At 64.1% G+C, this 15,337-nt stretch carries 16 protein-coding genes; 9 read left to right on the top strand and 7 right to left on the bottom strand.

What is annotated here, in order from left to right; translation table 11 throughout:
* The first annotated feature begins 13 nt into the window (after positions 1-13).
* A complete protein-coding gene (locus AB6809_RS31610; protein WP_006047985.1) occupies positions 14-400 on the top strand; it encodes a RidA family protein in 387 nt (128 codons plus the stop codon).
* A gap of 64 nt (positions 401-464) precedes the next feature.
* Here AB6809_RS31610 and queF read toward each other — a convergent pair whose 3' ends face one another.
* The 7 genes from queF to AB6809_RS31575 all read right to left on the bottom strand — a co-directional run bounded on the left by queF (position 465) and on the right by AB6809_RS31575 (position 5,355).
* Positions 465-1,289, bottom strand: coding sequence for an NADPH-dependent 7-cyano-7-deazaguanine reductase QueF (gene queF, locus AB6809_RS31605; protein ID WP_006047984.1), 825 nt, complete (start codon positions 1,287-1,289; stop codon positions 465-467).
* Complete coding sequence (locus AB6809_RS31600; RefSeq protein WP_006047983.1) at positions 1,286-2,188, bottom strand: 5'-nucleotidase; 903 nt, start codon at positions 2,186-2,188, stop codon at positions 1,286-1,288. The genes queF and AB6809_RS31600 overlap by 4 nt, the downstream gene beginning before the upstream one ends.
* A gap of 22 nt (positions 2,189-2,210) precedes the next feature.
* Entirely contained in the window at positions 2,211-3,776 is a 1,566-nt protein-coding gene (gene ilvA / locus AB6809_RS31595; protein ID WP_269745233.1) for a threonine ammonia-lyase, biosynthetic, read from the bottom strand.
* Positions 3,777-3,854: 78 nt separating this feature from the next.
* Positions 3,855-4,226, bottom strand: coding sequence for a hypothetical protein (locus AB6809_RS31590; RefSeq protein WP_006047981.1), 372 nt, complete (start codon positions 4,224-4,226; stop codon positions 3,855-3,857).
* A gap of 44 nt (positions 4,227-4,270) precedes the next feature.
* Complete coding sequence (locus AB6809_RS31585; protein ID WP_006047980.1) at positions 4,271-4,447, bottom strand: hypothetical protein; 177 nt, start codon at positions 4,445-4,447, stop codon at positions 4,271-4,273.
* Positions 4,448-4,505: 58 nt separating this feature from the next.
* Positions 4,506-4,709: a hypothetical protein gene (locus tag AB6809_RS31580; RefSeq protein WP_029970493.1), complete on the bottom strand. Its 204-nt coding sequence runs from the start codon at positions 4,707-4,709 to the stop codon at positions 4,506-4,508.
* A gap of 103 nt (positions 4,710-4,812) precedes the next feature.
* Positions 4,813-5,355, bottom strand: a complete 543-nt coding sequence (locus tag AB6809_RS31575; RefSeq protein WP_029970492.1) for a hypothetical protein — start codon at positions 5,353-5,355, stop codon at positions 4,813-4,815.
* Between AB6809_RS31575 and AB6809_RS31570 the strand changes: the two genes are divergently transcribed.
* The 8 genes from AB6809_RS31570 to AB6809_RS31535 all read left to right on the top strand — a co-directional run bounded on the left by AB6809_RS31570 (position 5,354) and on the right by AB6809_RS31535 (position 15,328).
* Positions 5,354-6,748, top strand: a complete 1,395-nt coding sequence (locus tag AB6809_RS31570; protein WP_051154065.1) for an SDR family oxidoreductase — start codon at positions 5,354-5,356, stop codon at positions 6,746-6,748. The two genes, AB6809_RS31575 and AB6809_RS31570, sit on opposite strands and share 2 nt — an antisense overlap.
* 7 nt (positions 6,749-6,755) lie before the next feature.
* Positions 6,756-7,220 carry a DUF2269 domain-containing protein gene (locus AB6809_RS31565; RefSeq protein ID WP_029970489.1) on the top strand — a complete coding sequence of 155 codons (465 nt, stop codon included), beginning with the start codon at positions 6,756-6,758 and terminating at the stop codon, positions 7,218-7,220.
* 380 nt (positions 7,221-7,600) lie between these two features.
* Positions 7,601-11,695 (top strand): FAD/FMN-binding oxidoreductase, encoded by a 4,095-nt coding sequence (locus AB6809_RS31560; RefSeq protein ID WP_006047975.1) that lies wholly within the window; start codon positions 7,601-7,603, stop codon positions 11,693-11,695.
* Positions 11,696-11,729: 34 nt separating this feature from the next.
* Positions 11,730-12,158: an HIT family protein gene (locus AB6809_RS31555; RefSeq protein ID WP_006047974.1), complete on the top strand. Its 429-nt coding sequence runs from the start codon at positions 11,730-11,732 to the stop codon at positions 12,156-12,158.
* 84 nt (positions 12,159-12,242) lie between these two features.
* Entirely contained in the window at positions 12,243-12,656 is a 414-nt protein-coding gene (locus AB6809_RS31550) for a gamma-butyrobetaine hydroxylase-like domain-containing protein (RefSeq protein WP_029970488.1), read from the top strand.
* A 67-nt stretch (positions 12,657-12,723) separates the two neighbouring features.
* Entirely contained in the window at positions 12,724-13,455 is a 732-nt protein-coding gene (gene ubiE / locus AB6809_RS31545; RefSeq protein ID WP_006047972.1) for a bifunctional demethylmenaquinone methyltransferase/2-methoxy-6-polyprenyl-1,4-benzoquinol methylase UbiE, read from the top strand.
* Positions 13,456-13,491: 36 nt separating this feature from the next.
* The gene (locus AB6809_RS31540) at positions 13,492-14,490 is read left to right on the top strand and encodes a Tim44 domain-containing protein (RefSeq protein ID WP_029970487.1); all 999 of its coding nucleotides are present in this window, start codon (positions 13,492-13,494) and stop codon (positions 14,488-14,490) included.
* A 193-nt stretch (positions 14,491-14,683) separates the two neighbouring features.
* Positions 14,684-15,328, top strand: coding sequence for an SCP2 domain-containing protein (locus tag AB6809_RS31535; RefSeq protein ID WP_029970486.1), 645 nt, complete (start codon positions 14,684-14,686; stop codon positions 15,326-15,328).
* The last annotated feature ends 9 nt before the right edge of the window (positions 15,329-15,337 follow it).

Genomic DNA, 15,337 nt, shown 5'->3' with positions numbered 1-15,337 from the left:
AAGGAGCGTAAAGATGAAGCGATATGGTGTTGAAGGCGGTAAGGGAACGGGCGGTCAGCACATGCCGTTCTCACGTGCGGTGGAAGCCGACGGTTGGCTCTTCGTGTCGGGACAGACGCCGATGGAAAACGGCGAGGTGATCAACGGCGGCATCGTCGAGCAATCGCATAAGGCGATTCAAAACGTGTTCGCGATTCTGAAGGAAGCCGGCTACGGCGCCGAGCATGTCGTGCGCTGCGGCGTGTGGCTCGACGACCCGCGCGACTTCGCGTCGTTCAACAAGGTGTTCCGCGAATACTTCGGCGACAATCCGCCGGCGCGCGCCTGTGTCGTTTCGTCGATGGTGATCGACTGCAAGGTCGAAGTGGATTGCGTCGCTTATAAGAAGCCGGCGGCTTAACGTTATTAGCGCTTCGCCGCGGAGCGTCGAATGAACGTCCGCGGCGATAAGCGCACGTACTTTTTTATTGCCGCGCCAAACGCATGTTGTCCGGCATCGGCAAGTTGTAGTTGGTGCGGAACGGGTTGATGTCGAGCCCGCCGCGCCGTGTATAGCGCGCATAAACCGCGAGCTTCACCGGCTTACACGCCTTCAGCACGTCGATAAAAATCTTCTCGACGCACTGCTCGTGGAAACCCGTGTGATTGCGATACGAGATGATGTAGCGCAGTAAGCCTGCATGATCGATTTGCGGGCCGACGTAGTGAATCTGCACGCTGCCCCAATCCGGTTGCCCCGTCACCGGGCAATTCGATTTCAGCAGATTCGAGAACACCGTTTCCTCGACGGGCGCTTCGTGAAGCGCGGCCGTCAGCAGGGAAGCGTCCGGCGTGTACACGTCCGTGTCGAGATCCAGGCGATCAAGCGACGTGCCTTCGAACTCTTCCATCTTCAGTTTGCCGAAGTCATGCGGCCCGGTCAGATAGACAGAGACCGTCGCGCCGCACGACGCGGACACGTCGCGCTTGATCGTATCGCGCACCGCTTCAATTGACTCGAATGCGGTCTGCGCAAACGAGCCGAGATAAAGCTTGAACGACTTCGACTCGACGATGTTCGGCGAGTCCGCCGGCACGAAAAACGTGGCCACTGCGATTTGCGGTTTGCCGCGCTGATTCAGCCACGACAACTCATACGCATTCCAGATGTCCGTGCCGAAGAACGGCAATTGCGCGTGGATGCCGATCGCCTCGCGCGCGTTCTTGCGCGCAATCGGAAAGAGCAGCGAGGCGTCGTACTGTTCGGTGTAAGTGGAGGCCTTACCCAGCGGTGATTGTTCGGGTGTCATGATGCATTCACGATGCCACTCAGCACGTGCCCGGTCGCCGTCACGACGCGGGCCGATTCGCAATGGCCAATTTGGTCGTCGAAGAAAAAGTCCGGCTCGAACTCGCGCAAAAATGCGCTCTTGTCGAGGCCGCCGAGGAACATCGCTTCGTCGATTTCGATGTTCCAGGCCATCAGGGTTCGGATCGCGCGCTCGTGCGCGGGCGCCGAACGCGCCGTCACCAATGCCGTACGAATATGCATCGGCGCGGCTTGATCCGCGAGTTTTTGCAGCCGATGAAGCGCTTCGAGCAAGGGCTTCAGCGGCCCGTCGGCAAGCGGCAAATCCTTGTTGTGCGTCTCGTGGCCGACGAACGCGCGCAAACCGTCCTTCTGAAACACGCGCTCGGCTTCGTCGGAAAACAGCACGGCGTCGCCGTCGAAAGCAATGCGGATTTCGTCCGGATACTTGCTCGCCATTTTCGCCGATTCCGGCAGCACGCGTGCGGCCGGGAAACCGGCGGCGAGCGCGTCGCGCACGTCGTCCTGATTCGCGGACAAAAAGAGCGACGCGTTCAATGGCTTCAGATAAGCGAACGGCGCGCGTCCGCGCGTGAACACGCCGCGCTCGATCGCGAGTCCATGTTCGCGGCAGGAATGAAACGCGCGCAGGCCGCTGATCGGATCGCTGCGCGACAGGATCACCACTTCCACGCGATGCCCGCTCGTGTTCAATGCCAGCAGCTTGCGGATCAGCGGGAACGCGACGCCGGGTTTCGCGGGGACATTGAGCCGCTCGCGCTGCAACGCTTCATAGGCGCGAAGGTCGCCTTCCTCGTACACGCGGTTCTCTTCCTCGAAGTCGAAGAGCGCGCGCGACGAGATCGCCACCACCAGTTTGTCGACAAGCGAAAGAGCCATCTGCGGGTTTCGTTTCAGTAGTTCAGCCGAGGAACAGCCGGTAAACCGGATTCTGCGTCTCTTCCCAATACGGATAGCCGAGCGTCGCGAGAAAACGATCGAACTCCGCGTTATCCGTTTCAGGCACCTGAATGCCGACGAGAATCGAGCTGTAGTCCGCGCCCTGGTTCCGGTAGTGGAAGAGGCTGATGTTCCAGTCGGGCGCCATCGACGAAAGGAATTTCATCAGCGCGCCCGGCCGTTCGGGAAACTCGAAGCGGAACAGACGTTCGTCGTGGGCGAGCGGCGAGCGGCCGCCGACCATATAGCGGATATGCTGCTTCGAGAGTTCGTCGAAAGTCAGATCGACGGTGGCGAAATTGTGCGCCTCGAATGCGCTTGCGATCTGCGCCGATTCGCTGCGATTCCTGATCTGGACGCCCACGAAGATATGCGCGGATTCGGCCTGCGCGATCCGGTAATTGAACTCCGTGACGCTGCGTGTGCCGACCAGTTCGCAGAAGCGCTTGAAGCTGCCGCGCTCTTCCGGGATCGTCACGGCGAACACCGCTTCGCGCGCCTCGCCGACTTCGGCGCGTTCGGCGACGAAGCGCATCCGGTCGAAGTTCATGTTCGCGCCGGACGTGATCGCGATCAGCGTCTGGTTCTCGATGCCTTCGCGCTCCGCATACTGCTTGGCTCCGGCGACCGCGAGCGAGCCTGCGGGTTCTAGCACGCTGCGTGTGTCCTGGAAGACATCCTTGATTGCGGCGCAGAGTGCGTCGGTGTTGACCAGCAGCACGTCGTCGAGATATTCGCTGCACAGCCGGAAGGTTTCTTCGCCGACGAGCTTCACGGCGGTGCCATCGGAAAACAGACCGACCTCGTTTAGCGTCACCCGCTCGCCCGCTTTCAGTGATGCCGCCATCGCGCACGAATCGTCGGTCTGCACGCCGATCACCTTGATCTCCGGGCGCACCGATTTCACATACGCCGCGACTCCCGCCGCGAGTCCGCCGCCGCCAATCGGCACGAAGATCGCGTGAATCGGGCCTTGATGCTGGCTCAGAATTTCCATCGCGACGGTGCCTTGGCCGGCGATCACATATGGATCGTCGAACGGATGCACGAAGGTCAGGTCGCGCTCTTTCTGTAGCTGCACCGCGTGGCCGTACGCATCGCTGAACGACTCGCCGAACTGCACGACTTCGACCGTCGGCCCGCCATGCGCGCGCACGGCATCGACCTTCACCTGCGGCGTTGTCACCGGCACCACGATGATCGCCTTAACGCCCATGCGCGCCGCGGACAGCGCGACGCCCTGCGCATGATTGCCCGCCGACGCGGTGATTACGCCGCGCGCGAGCGCGTCGGCGGACATGTGCGCCATCTTGTTGTACGCGCCGCGCACCTTGAACGAGAACACCGGCTGGTTATCCTCGCGCTTCAGATACACGGGATTACGCAGACGCGCCGACAGATGCGGCGCGCGTTCGAGCTCGGTCTCGCGGGCCACGTCGTAGACGCGCGCGGTGAGGGTTTTTTTCAGGTAGTCGTGGGAGGCCATGCGAGTGGCGCGATGCGCTCTGGAAGGCGGAAAAGCATCAATGATAGCGCCAACGGTGCGAGCACTGGCCGGCCGGGGTTGGCGCCGCGAAGGCCCAACCCCGCGCGTACTGCAAGCGGACTAGAAGATATGCGGCGGCTTGCCGTCGGTGAGTTCGCGCGGCAACGGTTCGTCGAGCTGCCATTCGACGTGCGGCAACGCAAACAGGTCGCCGTGAAAGTCGACCGGTCCTTCGCTCGTGAAAAGCCCGTCCAGATAGTCGAAGTTCAATTGCGAAGAGACCGCACGCAGCGCTGCTTCGACCGAATGCGACGGTTCCAGCGCGGGCGGGTCGACGTCGAGCCGCACGATGTAGCGATCGCCTTTCGTTTCCAGCGCGCCGATGTCGATGACTTTGCCGTCGACGTTCTGCGCAAGGACGCGATCACCGTCCGCGAACAGCCTGAAAGTGGCCTTTAGCGCCGCGGACGCGGCGGGTTGCTTGCTTGCCATCGCGATTCTCCTTGTACCTTGTAGTCTGGCGTTGTCGATGCGGCCTAGCCGTCCTCGCCGACTTCGTTCGGATCGGGCAGGTCGGCGCCGCGGCCCGGTTCGGGCGGCGCGGGTTCGTTCCTCGCCGACTGCTTCTGTTCGTCGGACAGGCGGCGGTCGCCGGCCGTCGGATCGTTCGGCGACTGGCGCGGCGGCGTCGGGCTGGCGGATTCGCTTGTCATGGGAAGTCCTTGTCGTGTGGATTGCGGTGTCGATTGGTGCGTCGGTTGCGGTATCGGCTCAGTCCGGCGAGCGCGTGCGGTCGGCGTCGCTTTGTGAGCCAGGCGGGTTGCCGGGTTTCGTGTCGGGGCTGGCCGTCGGTGCCGCGGTTTCCTGACGGTGGTCATCGCGTCGGTCGTCGGAGCCGTCGGTTGGAATGTTCTCGGTGTGGCCGGGCACCGGTTGCTGCTCGATGTGCCCGGTTTTCGATTCGGGATCTGCCATGCTGAGCCTCCGTGAGTTGGTGGTTCGTCGTTTGGGTCAGCATGCCGCGTGCCGCGCGGTTTTCGCTTCTTGATGGCGCGGGCGGTGCCGCGCGATCGCGCCGTTATTGCCTGGTTATCGCCTCGTTAGCGGGCAAGGCCGCGACCCGCCTTCTCCGGCAAAAATCCTCGACGACAAACGGCGCAACCAGCCCCGCGCCGAATGCGACGTACACCGCCGCGATGTGCGGCACCCGCAAATGAAACTCGAAGCCCGGCGTGAAGCGCTTCGGCGCGATCACGTAGTCGCTGAAGGCGGCGACGACCGTCAACGCGCTCGCGAGCGCGACGCGTCGACCGTGTTCTGGGCGCGAGTCGCCGCATAACCCGGCGGACTCCTGAACGGCTGCAAGCGTGTACGCATTGACGGCCGCCCATCCCACCGACATCAGATGATGAATCGCCAGCCCCGTCACCAGGTGGCGCGGGCGCGGGCGGGCGGTCTGGTTCACTTCTTGCGGCCAGACCCAGTGGCTTACGGCGCTGACAGGCGCGGTCGCGCGCTTGCCGATGAGGCGCGCGCACGCGCCGAGCGCCAGCGTCGAAAGCGCGCCGGCAACGAGTCCGGGCAGCACGATGTCTTCTAACGGTCTTATGTCGAGTCCCATGGTCATCTTCCTTGCAGGTGCTACCGGCATGATTGGCGCGCGAGTCGCGAACGCGCTGGTGGCGGCGGGCCACTCCGTCGTGTGCGGCGTGCGCGATCCCGTCCGTGCCGCGCAGCGCTTGCGCGGCTGCCGGCTGGTCCATCTGGACTTCGCGGGCCTCGGCGATGCAGCAAAGTTGATGCCGCTGCTCGCGGGCGTCGACGTCGTGATCAACGCGGTCGGCATTTTTAGCGACGCGACCGGCAACGACTTCCGGCGCCTGCACACCGAGGCGCCGATCACGCTGTTCAAGGCCGCGGTCGCCGCGGGCGTGCGGCGCATCGTGCAGATTTCCGCGCTCGGCGCCGATGCGCTCGCGCAAAGCCCGTATCACCGCAGCAAGCTCGCCGCCGACGAAGCGCTGCTCGCGCTGCCGGTTTCGTCGTTGATCGTGCAGCCGTCGCTCGTGTTCGCACCCGAGGGCCGCAGCACGCGCTTTTTCGCCGCGTGGGCGACGCTGCCGGTCGTGCCGCTGCCCGGAGCGGGCGCGCAGCGCATTCAGCCGGTTCATATCGACGATGTCGTCGAACTGGTCGTGGCAGGCGCGCTAGCCCCGCCGGCCGGCGACACGCCCAACGCAGCCGCACCGACGACGCCGACGACGCCGACGACGCCGACGACGCCGACGACGCGTCGTGTCGCGGCCGTCGGCCGGGAGCCGATGACGCTGAAGGAATACCTGGCCGTCTTGCGACGGGTAGCCGGCAGCCCGCGTGGCTGGTTCATGCCGGTGCCGATGCTGCTCGTCAGGCTGGCAACGCGGCTGGGCGCGCTGCTGCCGGGCTCGCTGATGAGCGCCGACGCGCTCGCGATGCTCGAGCGCGGCAACGTCGCGCCGACCGACCGTTTCGAGCGGCTGCTCGGAAGGGCGCCGCGCGCGCTGTCGGAGATGCCCGTCGAGCGCGAAAGCTTTGGTACGCCCGCGCGTTTGATGTGGCTGTTGCCGTTGCTGCGCGTATCGATCGCGGCGGTGTGGATCTGGACGGCGATCGTGTCGGCGTGGCTGTACCCGCGTGCGTCGAGCCTGGAACTGCTGGCGCGGGTCGGGGCGCCGGCGGCGCTCGCGCCATTGCTGCTCTACGGCGCGGCGTTACTCGACCTTGCGTTCGGCGTGCTCTCGCTGGTTTGGCCGCGGCGCCTGGGTCCGCGCGCTCGGCTTTGGACATTGCAGATCGTGCTGATCGTGCTTTATACGGCGCTGATCAGTTGGCGCTTGCCCGAATTCTGGCTGCATCCGTATGGGCCGCTCTCGAAGAATCTGCCGATGATCGCGCTGCTGATTCTGCTGATCCAGTTCGACGGCGGCGGCGGTGAGCGATCCGCCCGCGCCGGTAAAGCCGTCGCTAACCCCTGAATTACCTATGACCTACCTCGTCATCAAATGGCTGCACGTGCTTTCATCGACGATTCTGTTCGGCACCGGCATCGGCTCCGCCTTTTACATGCTGCTGACCAGCCTCGGCCGCGATGCGAGGACCGTCGCGCGCGTCACCCGGCTCGTGGTGATCGCCGACTGGCTGTTCACCACGCCCACCGCGATCCTGCAGCCGGCCACCGGGCTTTACCTCGCGCATCTGGCGAACATGCAGTTGGCAAGCGGCTGGCTCGCGTGGTCGATTGGGCTGTATGTGCTGGCCATCGGCTGCTGGCTGCCCGTGGTGTTCCTGCAGATGCGCCTCGCCGCGTCGGCCCGCGTGAGCGCTGAAACCGGGACTCCGTTGAGCGCCGCCTACTGGCGAATGCTGTGGATCTGGGTCGCGCTCGGCGCAATCGCATTCTTTGCCTTTGTCGGCATCTTCTGGCTGATGGTGACGAAGGGCGCCTGAGCGCGGAATGGGGCGGCTCATAGCGCGGACTGCGGTGCACTGCCTGGCCCTCAGCCCCGCCGCCGCCTCCTTTTCCGCCCTCAACGCGGCGTTGGCCGATGCGGTAGAATTCCATTTTGGAATAAGGATCGGAAGATGCACTGGCAGCCTCGGATCGCCCATTTGATGCCCGTCCCGCGTGAGTCTCGCCCCGCGGCGGAGCGTCACGTCCGCCAGGCACGATCGTGTAGCAGTATCTGAGCGCCGCGAAGCGTCCGAGGTGAGTAGACCGTCGGTGGCGCTTCGCTCCCAAGAAGATTTCCAAGCATTGCGCCCCACGCGCACAGTCAGCCGGCGCCTCGCCACGAGAGCGTCGGGCTGATCCACCGAGTCGTCCACACATGAACGCACCTCAAGTATTCGATCCGCACGGAGCCGCCACTGCGGTCGCCGCCGATCCCGAAGCGCGCCTGCGCGAAATTCCCTACAACTACACGTCGTTTTCCGACCGGGAAATCGTCATTCGTCTGCTAGGCGACGACGCCTGGGCCGCGCTGGCCGAACTGCGCGCTGAGCGCCGCACCGGCCGCTCCGCGCGCATGCTGTACGAAGTGCTCGGCGACATCTGGGTGGTGCGCCGTAACCCGTATCTGCAGGACGACTTGCTCGACAACCCCAAGCGCCGCGCGATGCTGATCGAGGCGCTGCATCACCGGCTGTCGGAGATCGAGAAGCGCCGCCGCGCCGATCTCACCGAGCATGGCGACGAAGCGGGCGTCGACCGCGCCGCGCGCGTGGAAACGCTGGTGCAGGCCGCGCGCCGCGCCGTCGACGAATTCGAAAGCGAGTTTCAGAAGACCTACGATCTGCGCCGCCGCGCGACGAAGGTGCTCGGTCGCGTCACGGAAAAAGACAACATCAAGTTCGACGGTTTGTCGCGCGTCTCGCATGTGACCGACGCGACCGACTGGCGCGTCGAATATCCGTTCGTCGTGCTGACGCCGGATACCGAAGCCGAGATCGCCGGCATGATCAAGGCGTGCTTCGAGCTCGGGCTGACGGTGATTCCGCGCGGCGGCGGCACCGGCTACACGGGCGGCGCGGTGCCGCTCACGCCGTTCTCGGCCGTCATCAATACCGAAAAGCTCGAACAGCTCGGCGCAGTCGAAATGACCGAACTGCCGGGCGTCGATCGCAAAGTGCCGACCATTTTCTCCGGCGCGGGCGTCGTCACGCGCCGCGTGACCGAGGCGGCCGAGCAGGCGGGCTTCGTGTTCGCCGTCGATCCGACTTCGCTCGACGCATCGTGCGTCGGCGGCAACGTCGCGATGAACGCCGGCGGCAAGAAAGCCGTGCTGTGGGGCACGGCGCTCGACAACCTCGCCTGGTGGCGCATGGTCGATCCGGAAGGCAACTGGCTCGAAGTCACGCGTCTGGATCACAACCTCGGCAAGATTCACGATATCGAAGTTGCGCGTTTCGAGCTGAAATGGTTCGACGGCAACTATGCGCCGGGCGAGAAGCTGCTGCGCACGGAAGCGCTCGACATCAAGGGCCGCGTGTTCCGCAAGGAAGGTCTGGGTAAAGACGTCACCGACAAATTCCTCGCCGGTTTGCCTGGCGTGCAGAAGGAAGGCTGCGACGGACTCATCACGTCCGCGCGCTGGGTGCTGCACAAAATGCCGGCGCACACGCGCACGGTCTGCCTCGAATTCTTCGGCCAGGCGCGCGAAGCGATTCCGAGCATCGTCGAAATCAAGGACTATCTGTTCGAAACGTCGAAGCAGGGCGGCGCGATTCTGGCTGGTCTCGAACATCTGGACGAGCGCTATCTCCGCGCGGTCGGCTACGCGACCAAGAGCAAGCGCAACGGCTTTCCGAAGATGGTGCTGATCGGCGACATCGTCGGCAATGACGCGGATGCGGTGGCGCAGGCGACGTCGGAAGTCGTGCGCATGGCCAACGGCAAGAGCGGCGAAGGTTTCGTCGCGGTGAGCGCCGAGGCGCGCAAGCGCTTCTGGCTCGACCGCAGCCGCACCGCCGCGATCGCGAAGCACACCAACGCGTTCAAGATCAACGAAGACGTGGTGATTCCGCTCGACCGCATGGGCGAGTACACGGACGGCATCGAGCGGATCAACATCGAGCTGTCGATCAAGAACAAGCTGCAACTTGTCGACGCGCTCGAAGCGTTCTTCAAGGCAGGCAAGCTGCCGCTCGGCAAGAGCGACGACGCCAATGAAATTCCGAGCGCCGAACTGCTCGAAGACCGTGTGCAGCAGGCGCTGGATCTGCTCAAGCGCGTGCGCACGCGTTGGGAGTTCTTGCGCGACAAGCTCGACCTGTCGTTGCGCGAGGCGCAGCATTATCTCGTCGGACTCGGCTACGAAGCGCTCGCCGAAAAATTCGCCGATCGCGTCGACGCACAAGCTGATGCGACCGTGTTCCATGTCACGCAGGACCGAACGATCCGCGTGTCGTGGAAGCAGGAAATCCGCGCTGAATTGCGGCAGATTTTCAACGGCGGCGAGTTCAAGCCGATCCTCGACGAAGCGCAGGCGATCCACAAGCAGGTGCTGCGCGGCCGCGTGTTCGTCGCGCTGCACATGCACGCGGGCGACGGCAACGTGCACACGAACCTGCCGGTGAACTCCGACAACTACGAGATGCTGCAAGACGCCCACACGGCGGTCGCGCGCATCATGAAGCTCGCGCGTTCGCTCGACGGCGTGATTTCCGGCGAGCACGGCATCGGCATCACGAAGCTCGAATTTCTCACCGACGACGAGATCGGCGAATTCCGCGCGTATAAGCAGCGCGTCGATCCGCATGGCCGCTTCAATGCGGGCAAGCTGCTCGAAGGCGCGGACTTGCGCAACGCCTACACGCCGAGCTTCGGCCTGATGGGCTATGAATCGCTGATCATGCAGCAGTCGGATATCGGCGCGATTTCAGAGTCGATCAAGGACTGTTTGCGCTGCGGCAAGTGCAAGCCGGTGTGCGCGACCCACGTGCCGCGCGCGAACCTGCTGTACAGCCCGCGCAACAAGATTCTCGCGACGTCGCTGCTGGTCGAGGCGTTCCTGTACGAAGAGCAGACGCGCCGCGGCGTGTCGATCAAGCATTGGGACGAGTTCGGCGATGTCGCCGATCACTGCACCGTGTGCCACAAATGCGTGACGCCGTGCCCGGTGAAGATCGACTTCGGCGACGTGACCATGAACATGCGCAACCTGCTGCGCAAGATGGGCAAGAAGAAGTTCAATCCGGGCAACGCAGCCGGCATGTTCTTCCTCAACGCGACGAATCCGCAGACCATCAACCTCGCGCGCACGGCGATGATGGGCATCGGCTACAAGGCGCAGCGCCTCGGCAACGAAGTGCTGAAGAAGTTCGCGAAGAAGCAGACGGCGCACCCGCCGGCAACGGTCGGCAAGCCGCCGGTCACGCAGCAGGTGATCCACTTCATGAACAAGAAGATGCCGGGCAATCTGCCGAAGAAAACCGCGCGCGCATTGCTCGATATCGAGGACAACAAGATCGTCCCGATCATCCGCAATCCGAAGACGACCACGGCCGATACGGAAGCGGTGTTCTACTTCCCCGGCTGCGGTTCCGAGCGGCTTTTCTCGCAGGTCGGCCTAGCGACTCAGGCGATGCTGTGGGAAGCCGGCGTGCAAACGGTGCTGCCGCCGGGCTATCTGTGCTGCGGCTATCCGCAGCGCGGCTCGGGTCAGTTCGACAAGGCCGAGCAGATCGTCACGGACAACCGCGTGCTGTTCCATCGCGTCGCGAATACGCTGAACTATCTCGACATCAAAACGGTGGTGGTGTCGTGCGGCACCTGCTACGACCAGCTCGCCGGTTATGAATTCGACAAGATTTTCCCGGGCTGCCGGATCATCGACATTCACGAGTTTCTGCTTGAAAAAGGCATGAAGCTCGACGGCGTCACAGGCACGCGCTACATGTACCACGACCCGTGCCACACGCCGATCAAGACGATGGACCCGGTCAAGCTGGTGAACGCGCTGATGGGTTCCGAGAAGGACGGCTACAAGATCGAGAAGAACGATCGTTGCTGCGGCGAATCGGGCACGCTCGCGGTCACGCGTCCCGACATTTCGACGCAGGTGCGCTTTCGCAAGGAAGAGGAAATCCGCAAGGGCGCGGCCAAGCTGCGCGGTATTCCGCTCGTCGCCGAAGCCGGCGCGAACGCGATCAATCCGGCCAATGCATCGGCCGGCACCGCGGGTGCGGCGAATGGCTCCGTGCTGAAGGCCGGCGACGGTCCGCAGCCGAAGGGCGCTACCGACGTCAAGATTCTCACGAGCTGCCCGTCTTGCCTGCAAGGTCTGTCGCGCTACAACGAAGACGCGGGCATCGAGGCGGATTACATCGTCGTCGAAATGGCGCGTCATGTGCTCGGTGAAGACTGGATGGTCGACTACGTGCAGCGTGCGAACAATGGCGGAATCGAGCGCGTGCTGGTTTAATGGCACGACTGACGATTTTTGCCTGAGGACGACGATGGATTGCGTTTTTTGCCGTGAAGATGGCGGCGATGTGCTGTGGCAGGACGACACCTTGCGCGTCGTCCTCGCCGACGAACACGATTACCCGGGCTTTTGCCGCGTGATCTGGAACGAGCACGTAGCCGAGTTTTCGGATCTCGACGCGGCGGGCCGCGATCGCGTGATGAAGGCGGTGTATGCGGTCGAGCGCGCGATGCGGCGCATTCTTCAGCCGGCGAAGGTGAACCTCGCGAGCCTCGGCAACCAGGTGCCGCATGTGCATTGGCACGTCATTCCGCGTTTCTCGAACGACGCTCATTTCCCGCTGCCCATCTGGGCGCCGCGCCAGCGCACGGTGTCCGAAGCGATGCTGTCGTCGCGCCGCGCGCAGGCCACGCTGCTGCGCGAAGCGGTGCGGCAGGAAATCGAACACGCTCTCGCCTGAGCGCCATTCACTCGCCGCTTCGCGCCGCGCTCATGGGGCGCATCGGGCGCGGCGGCGCTTTCATATCGACATATCGAGGCCATCATGAGCGGACTGACTCCCGATACTCCGGTGCCGACCGGCGTCGTCGTGCATTCGAAGTCGCGCGTGCTGGAATTGCAGTACGCGAGCGGCGAATCGTACCGGCTGCCGTTCGAGCTGCTGCGCGTGTATTCGCCGTCGGCGGAAGTGCAGGGTCACGGTCCCGGCCAGGAAACGCTGCAAACCGGCAAGCGCGACGTCACGATCACGATGATCGAAGGCGTCGGCAACTACGCCATTCAGCCGACGTTCTCCGACGGGCACTCCACCGGCATCTATTCGTGGGACCTGCTCTACGATCTGGCACGGCGCCAGGATGAACTGTGGCGCGCGTATCTCGACAAACTGGCTGCGGCCGGCGTCGACCGCGATACGCCGATGGCCGCGCCGGGCGCTGCGCACGGCCACCGTCACTGATACGATTCGCCAGAACTGCCGCACCTGCGGCGCAATATTTTCAGAATACGCGGAAAGGACAAGCGCGATGAGCAAAACCCACTTCGGCTTTCAATCGGTCGACGAACAGGAAAAGGCGCAGAAGGTGGCGGGCGTGTTCCACTCGGTGGCCGCCAACTACGACTTGATGAACGACCTGATGTCGGGCGGGTTGCACCGTGCGTGGAAGATGTTCACGATCGCGCAGGCCCACGTGCGGCCGGGCTACAAGGTGCTCGACATCGCGGGCGGCACGGGCGATCTGTCGAAGGCGTTTGCGAAGCAGGCGGGCGAAACCGGTGAGGTCTGGCACACGGACATCAACGAGTCGATGCTGCGTGTCGGCCGCGACCGTCTGCTCGACAAGGGCGTGATTACGCCGGCGCTGCTCTGCGACGCCGAGAAGATTCCCTTCCCGGACAACTACTTCGATGTGGTCACCGTGGCATTCGGCTTGCGCAACATGACGCATAAGGACATCGCGCTGGCGGAAATGCGCCGCGTGCTGAAGCCGGGCGGGCGTCTGCTCGTGCTGGAATTCTCGAAGGTATGGGACCCGCTGAAAAAGGCCTACGACGTCTATTCGTTCAAGGTCTTGCCGTGGCTCGGCGAGCGTTTTGCGAAAGACGCGGAGAGCTACCGCTACCTGGCCGAATCGATCCGCATGCACCCGGACCAGGAAACTTTGAAAACAATGATGGAACAAGCGGGCCTCGACAGCGTCAAATATTACAATTTGTCAGCCGGCGTGGTAGCTTTGCATGTGGGGACCAAATACTAGGGTTCCTAACCCGTCGATTTTAAAGGAATCACCGAAATGTCCGATTCAATGCTGTTATCTCCCCGTAAGGTCAAGCGGTCGCTGGCGAGAAGAATCGGACTGATCGCAATGGTCGGTCTGATCGTGGCCGGCTCCGTCGCCTCGCTCGACGCCGAAGCGCGCCGCATGGGCGGCGGCCGCAGCATCGGCCGTCAGTCGAACACCGTTCAGCAGCAGGCTGCGCCGCAACCTTCGCCGACCAACCCGGCCATGCAGCAGCGCGCGCAACCCGCGCCTGCGCCTACACCGGCGCCGGCCGCACAGCCTAACCGCTCGCGCTGGCTTGGGCCTATCGCCGGTCTCGCAGCCGGTCTCGGCATCGCCGCGTTGCTGTCGCACTTCGGTTTGGGCGGCGCGTTCGCGGGCGCGATGGCCAACATCATCGTGATCGCATTGCTCGCGATGATCGGCATCTGGCTGATCCGCCGCTTCCTGGGCCGCAAGCGCGATACGTCGCAACCGGCTTACGCCGGGCATTCGCCGTCGCTGAATTCCGGCGCCACGGGCTATACGCAGGAGCCGCAAGAGCCGCGCTACACGGCGCCGCCTACCGGTTCGTATTTTGAGCCGCAAGGCAATCCGCTGACCACGCCGTCGGTGAACGCAACGCCGAGCGTGCCGGCCGGTTTCGATTCCGAAGCGTTCCTGCGCAACGCGAAGGTGTATTTCGTGCGACTGCAAGCCGCATGGGACGTCGGCAATATCGACGACATCCGCGAGTTCACCACGCCGGAAATGTTCGCCGAGGTTCGCGTCGACCTGTCGTCGCGCGGCGCCGGAACGAATCAGACGGATGTCGTGCAGTTGAACGCCGATTTGCTCGGCGTCGAAGAACGCGCGAACGAATACTTCGCGAGCGTGCGCTTCTCCGGGCTGATCCGCGAGGCGCCGGGTGCGGCGGCCGAGCCGTTCGTCGAAGTGTGGAATCTGTCGAAGGCGAACCGTCCGGGCGAAGGCTGGCTGCTCGCCGGCATCCAGCAGGTCGCGCAGCACTGAGACGCGAGAGCGTCGCGGCCGTCCGTCCGGTGGTTCGCTTGCAACGTGCGCACATGTCGCCCGACGCTGATCCGCGGTTGATCATCAAGGCCCACGATTAGCTGTTCAGCCAGGCAGGCCGCGAAGCGAACGGACGTTACAATAGGAACCCGCGCGAGCAGTCGCTCCCGCGGGTTTTTTCTTGCCACCTTCAATGACCCTCGCCGCCAAGCCCTTTGTCGCTGCCGTCAATCATCTGCTCGCCCGCGAATCGTGGGCTCGCGAGCGCCTCGCCCCTTACGCGGGCAAGACCGCGCGACTGTCGTCGCCGCCGGTCGTGCTGGCGCTCGTCGTGCAGCCGGACGGCTATCTGGGCGCGCTCGGCGAAACCGACGCGCAACAGTTCGACGTGACGCTTTCGGTGCCGTCGGATGCGTTGCCGGCGTTCGTCCAGGGTGGCCAGGCCGCGGTCATGAAGCACGTGAAGATCGACGGCGACGCCGAGTTCGCGACCGTCATCGCCAAACTGGCGGAGCATTTGCGCTGGGAGCCGGAAGAAGATCTGGCGAAGCTGATCGGCGACGGCCCCGCGTGGCGGGTCGCGTCGATTGCGCGCACGGTCGGCGAACATGTGCAGCGCACCGGTCGCAATCTGCTCGACACGGCCGCCGAATATCTGCTGGACGAAAATCCGCAACTCGTGCGCCGCACCGCGCTCGACGACTTCAACGTCGAGCTGGCGCAAGCACGCGATGCGCTCGCGCGAGTCGAAAAACGCATCCAGCGTCTTGAACAGAAGGTCGAAGCCCGCGGCGCCGCCGCGCCGGGCAGCGCCGCCACGTTGCGCGGCACGCGCTAGTCACCGGGC

It is taken from the genome of Paraburkholderia sp. RCC_158, assembly GCF_041355255.1.
GTDB lineage: Bacteria > Pseudomonadota > Gammaproteobacteria > Burkholderiales > Burkholderiaceae > Paraburkholderia > Paraburkholderia graminis.
Note: the sequence above shows the minus strand (reverse complement) of the source record. Positions and strands in the feature narration are given on the sequence as shown.

Excerpts from the sequence above, each read along its gene's own strand:
- AB6809_RS31550 (WP_029970488.1), top strand. The coding sequence starts at position 12,243 with ATGAGCGGACTGACTCCCGATACTCCGGTGCCGACCGGCGTCGTCGTG.
- AB6809_RS31560 (WP_006047975.1), top strand. The coding sequence starts at position 7,601 with ATGAACGCACCTCAAGTATTCGATCCGCACGGAGCCGCCACTGCGGTC.
- AB6809_RS31585 (WP_006047980.1), bottom strand. The coding sequence starts at position 4,447 with ATGACAAGCGAATCCGCCAGCCCGACGCCGCCGCGCCAGTCGCCGAAC.
- queF (WP_006047984.1), bottom strand. The coding sequence starts at position 1,289 with ATGACACCCGAACAATCACCGCTGGGTAAGGCCTCCACTTACACCGAA.
- AB6809_RS31555 (WP_006047974.1), top strand. The coding sequence starts at position 11,730 with ATGGATTGCGTTTTTTGCCGTGAAGATGGCGGCGATGTGCTGTGGCAG.
- AB6809_RS31580 (WP_029970493.1), bottom strand. The coding sequence starts at position 4,709 with ATGGCAGATCCCGAATCGAAAACCGGGCACATCGAGCAGCAACCGGTG.
- AB6809_RS31590 (WP_006047981.1), bottom strand. The coding sequence starts at position 4,226 with ATGGCAAGCAAGCAACCCGCCGCGTCCGCGGCGCTAAAGGCCACTTTC.
- AB6809_RS31540 (WP_029970487.1), top strand. The coding sequence starts at position 13,492 with ATGTCCGATTCAATGCTGTTATCTCCCCGTAAGGTCAAGCGGTCGCTG.
- AB6809_RS31570 (WP_051154065.1), top strand. The coding sequence starts at position 5,354 with ATGGTCATCTTCCTTGCAGGTGCTACCGGCATGATTGGCGCGCGAGTC.
- AB6809_RS31610 (WP_006047985.1), top strand. The coding sequence starts at position 14 with ATGAAGCGATATGGTGTTGAAGGCGGTAAGGGAACGGGCGGTCAGCAC.
- ubiE (WP_006047972.1), top strand. The coding sequence starts at position 12,724 with ATGAGCAAAACCCACTTCGGCTTTCAATCGGTCGACGAACAGGAAAAG.
- AB6809_RS31600 (WP_006047983.1), bottom strand. The coding sequence starts at position 2,188 with ATGGCTCTTTCGCTTGTCGACAAACTGGTGGTGGCGATCTCGTCGCGC.
- AB6809_RS31535 (WP_029970486.1), top strand. The coding sequence starts at position 14,684 with ATGACCCTCGCCGCCAAGCCCTTTGTCGCTGCCGTCAATCATCTGCTC.
- AB6809_RS31575 (WP_029970492.1), bottom strand. The coding sequence starts at position 5,355 with ATGGGACTCGACATAAGACCGTTAGAAGACATCGTGCTGCCCGGACTC.
- AB6809_RS31565 (WP_029970489.1), top strand. The coding sequence starts at position 6,756 with ATGACCTACCTCGTCATCAAATGGCTGCACGTGCTTTCATCGACGATT.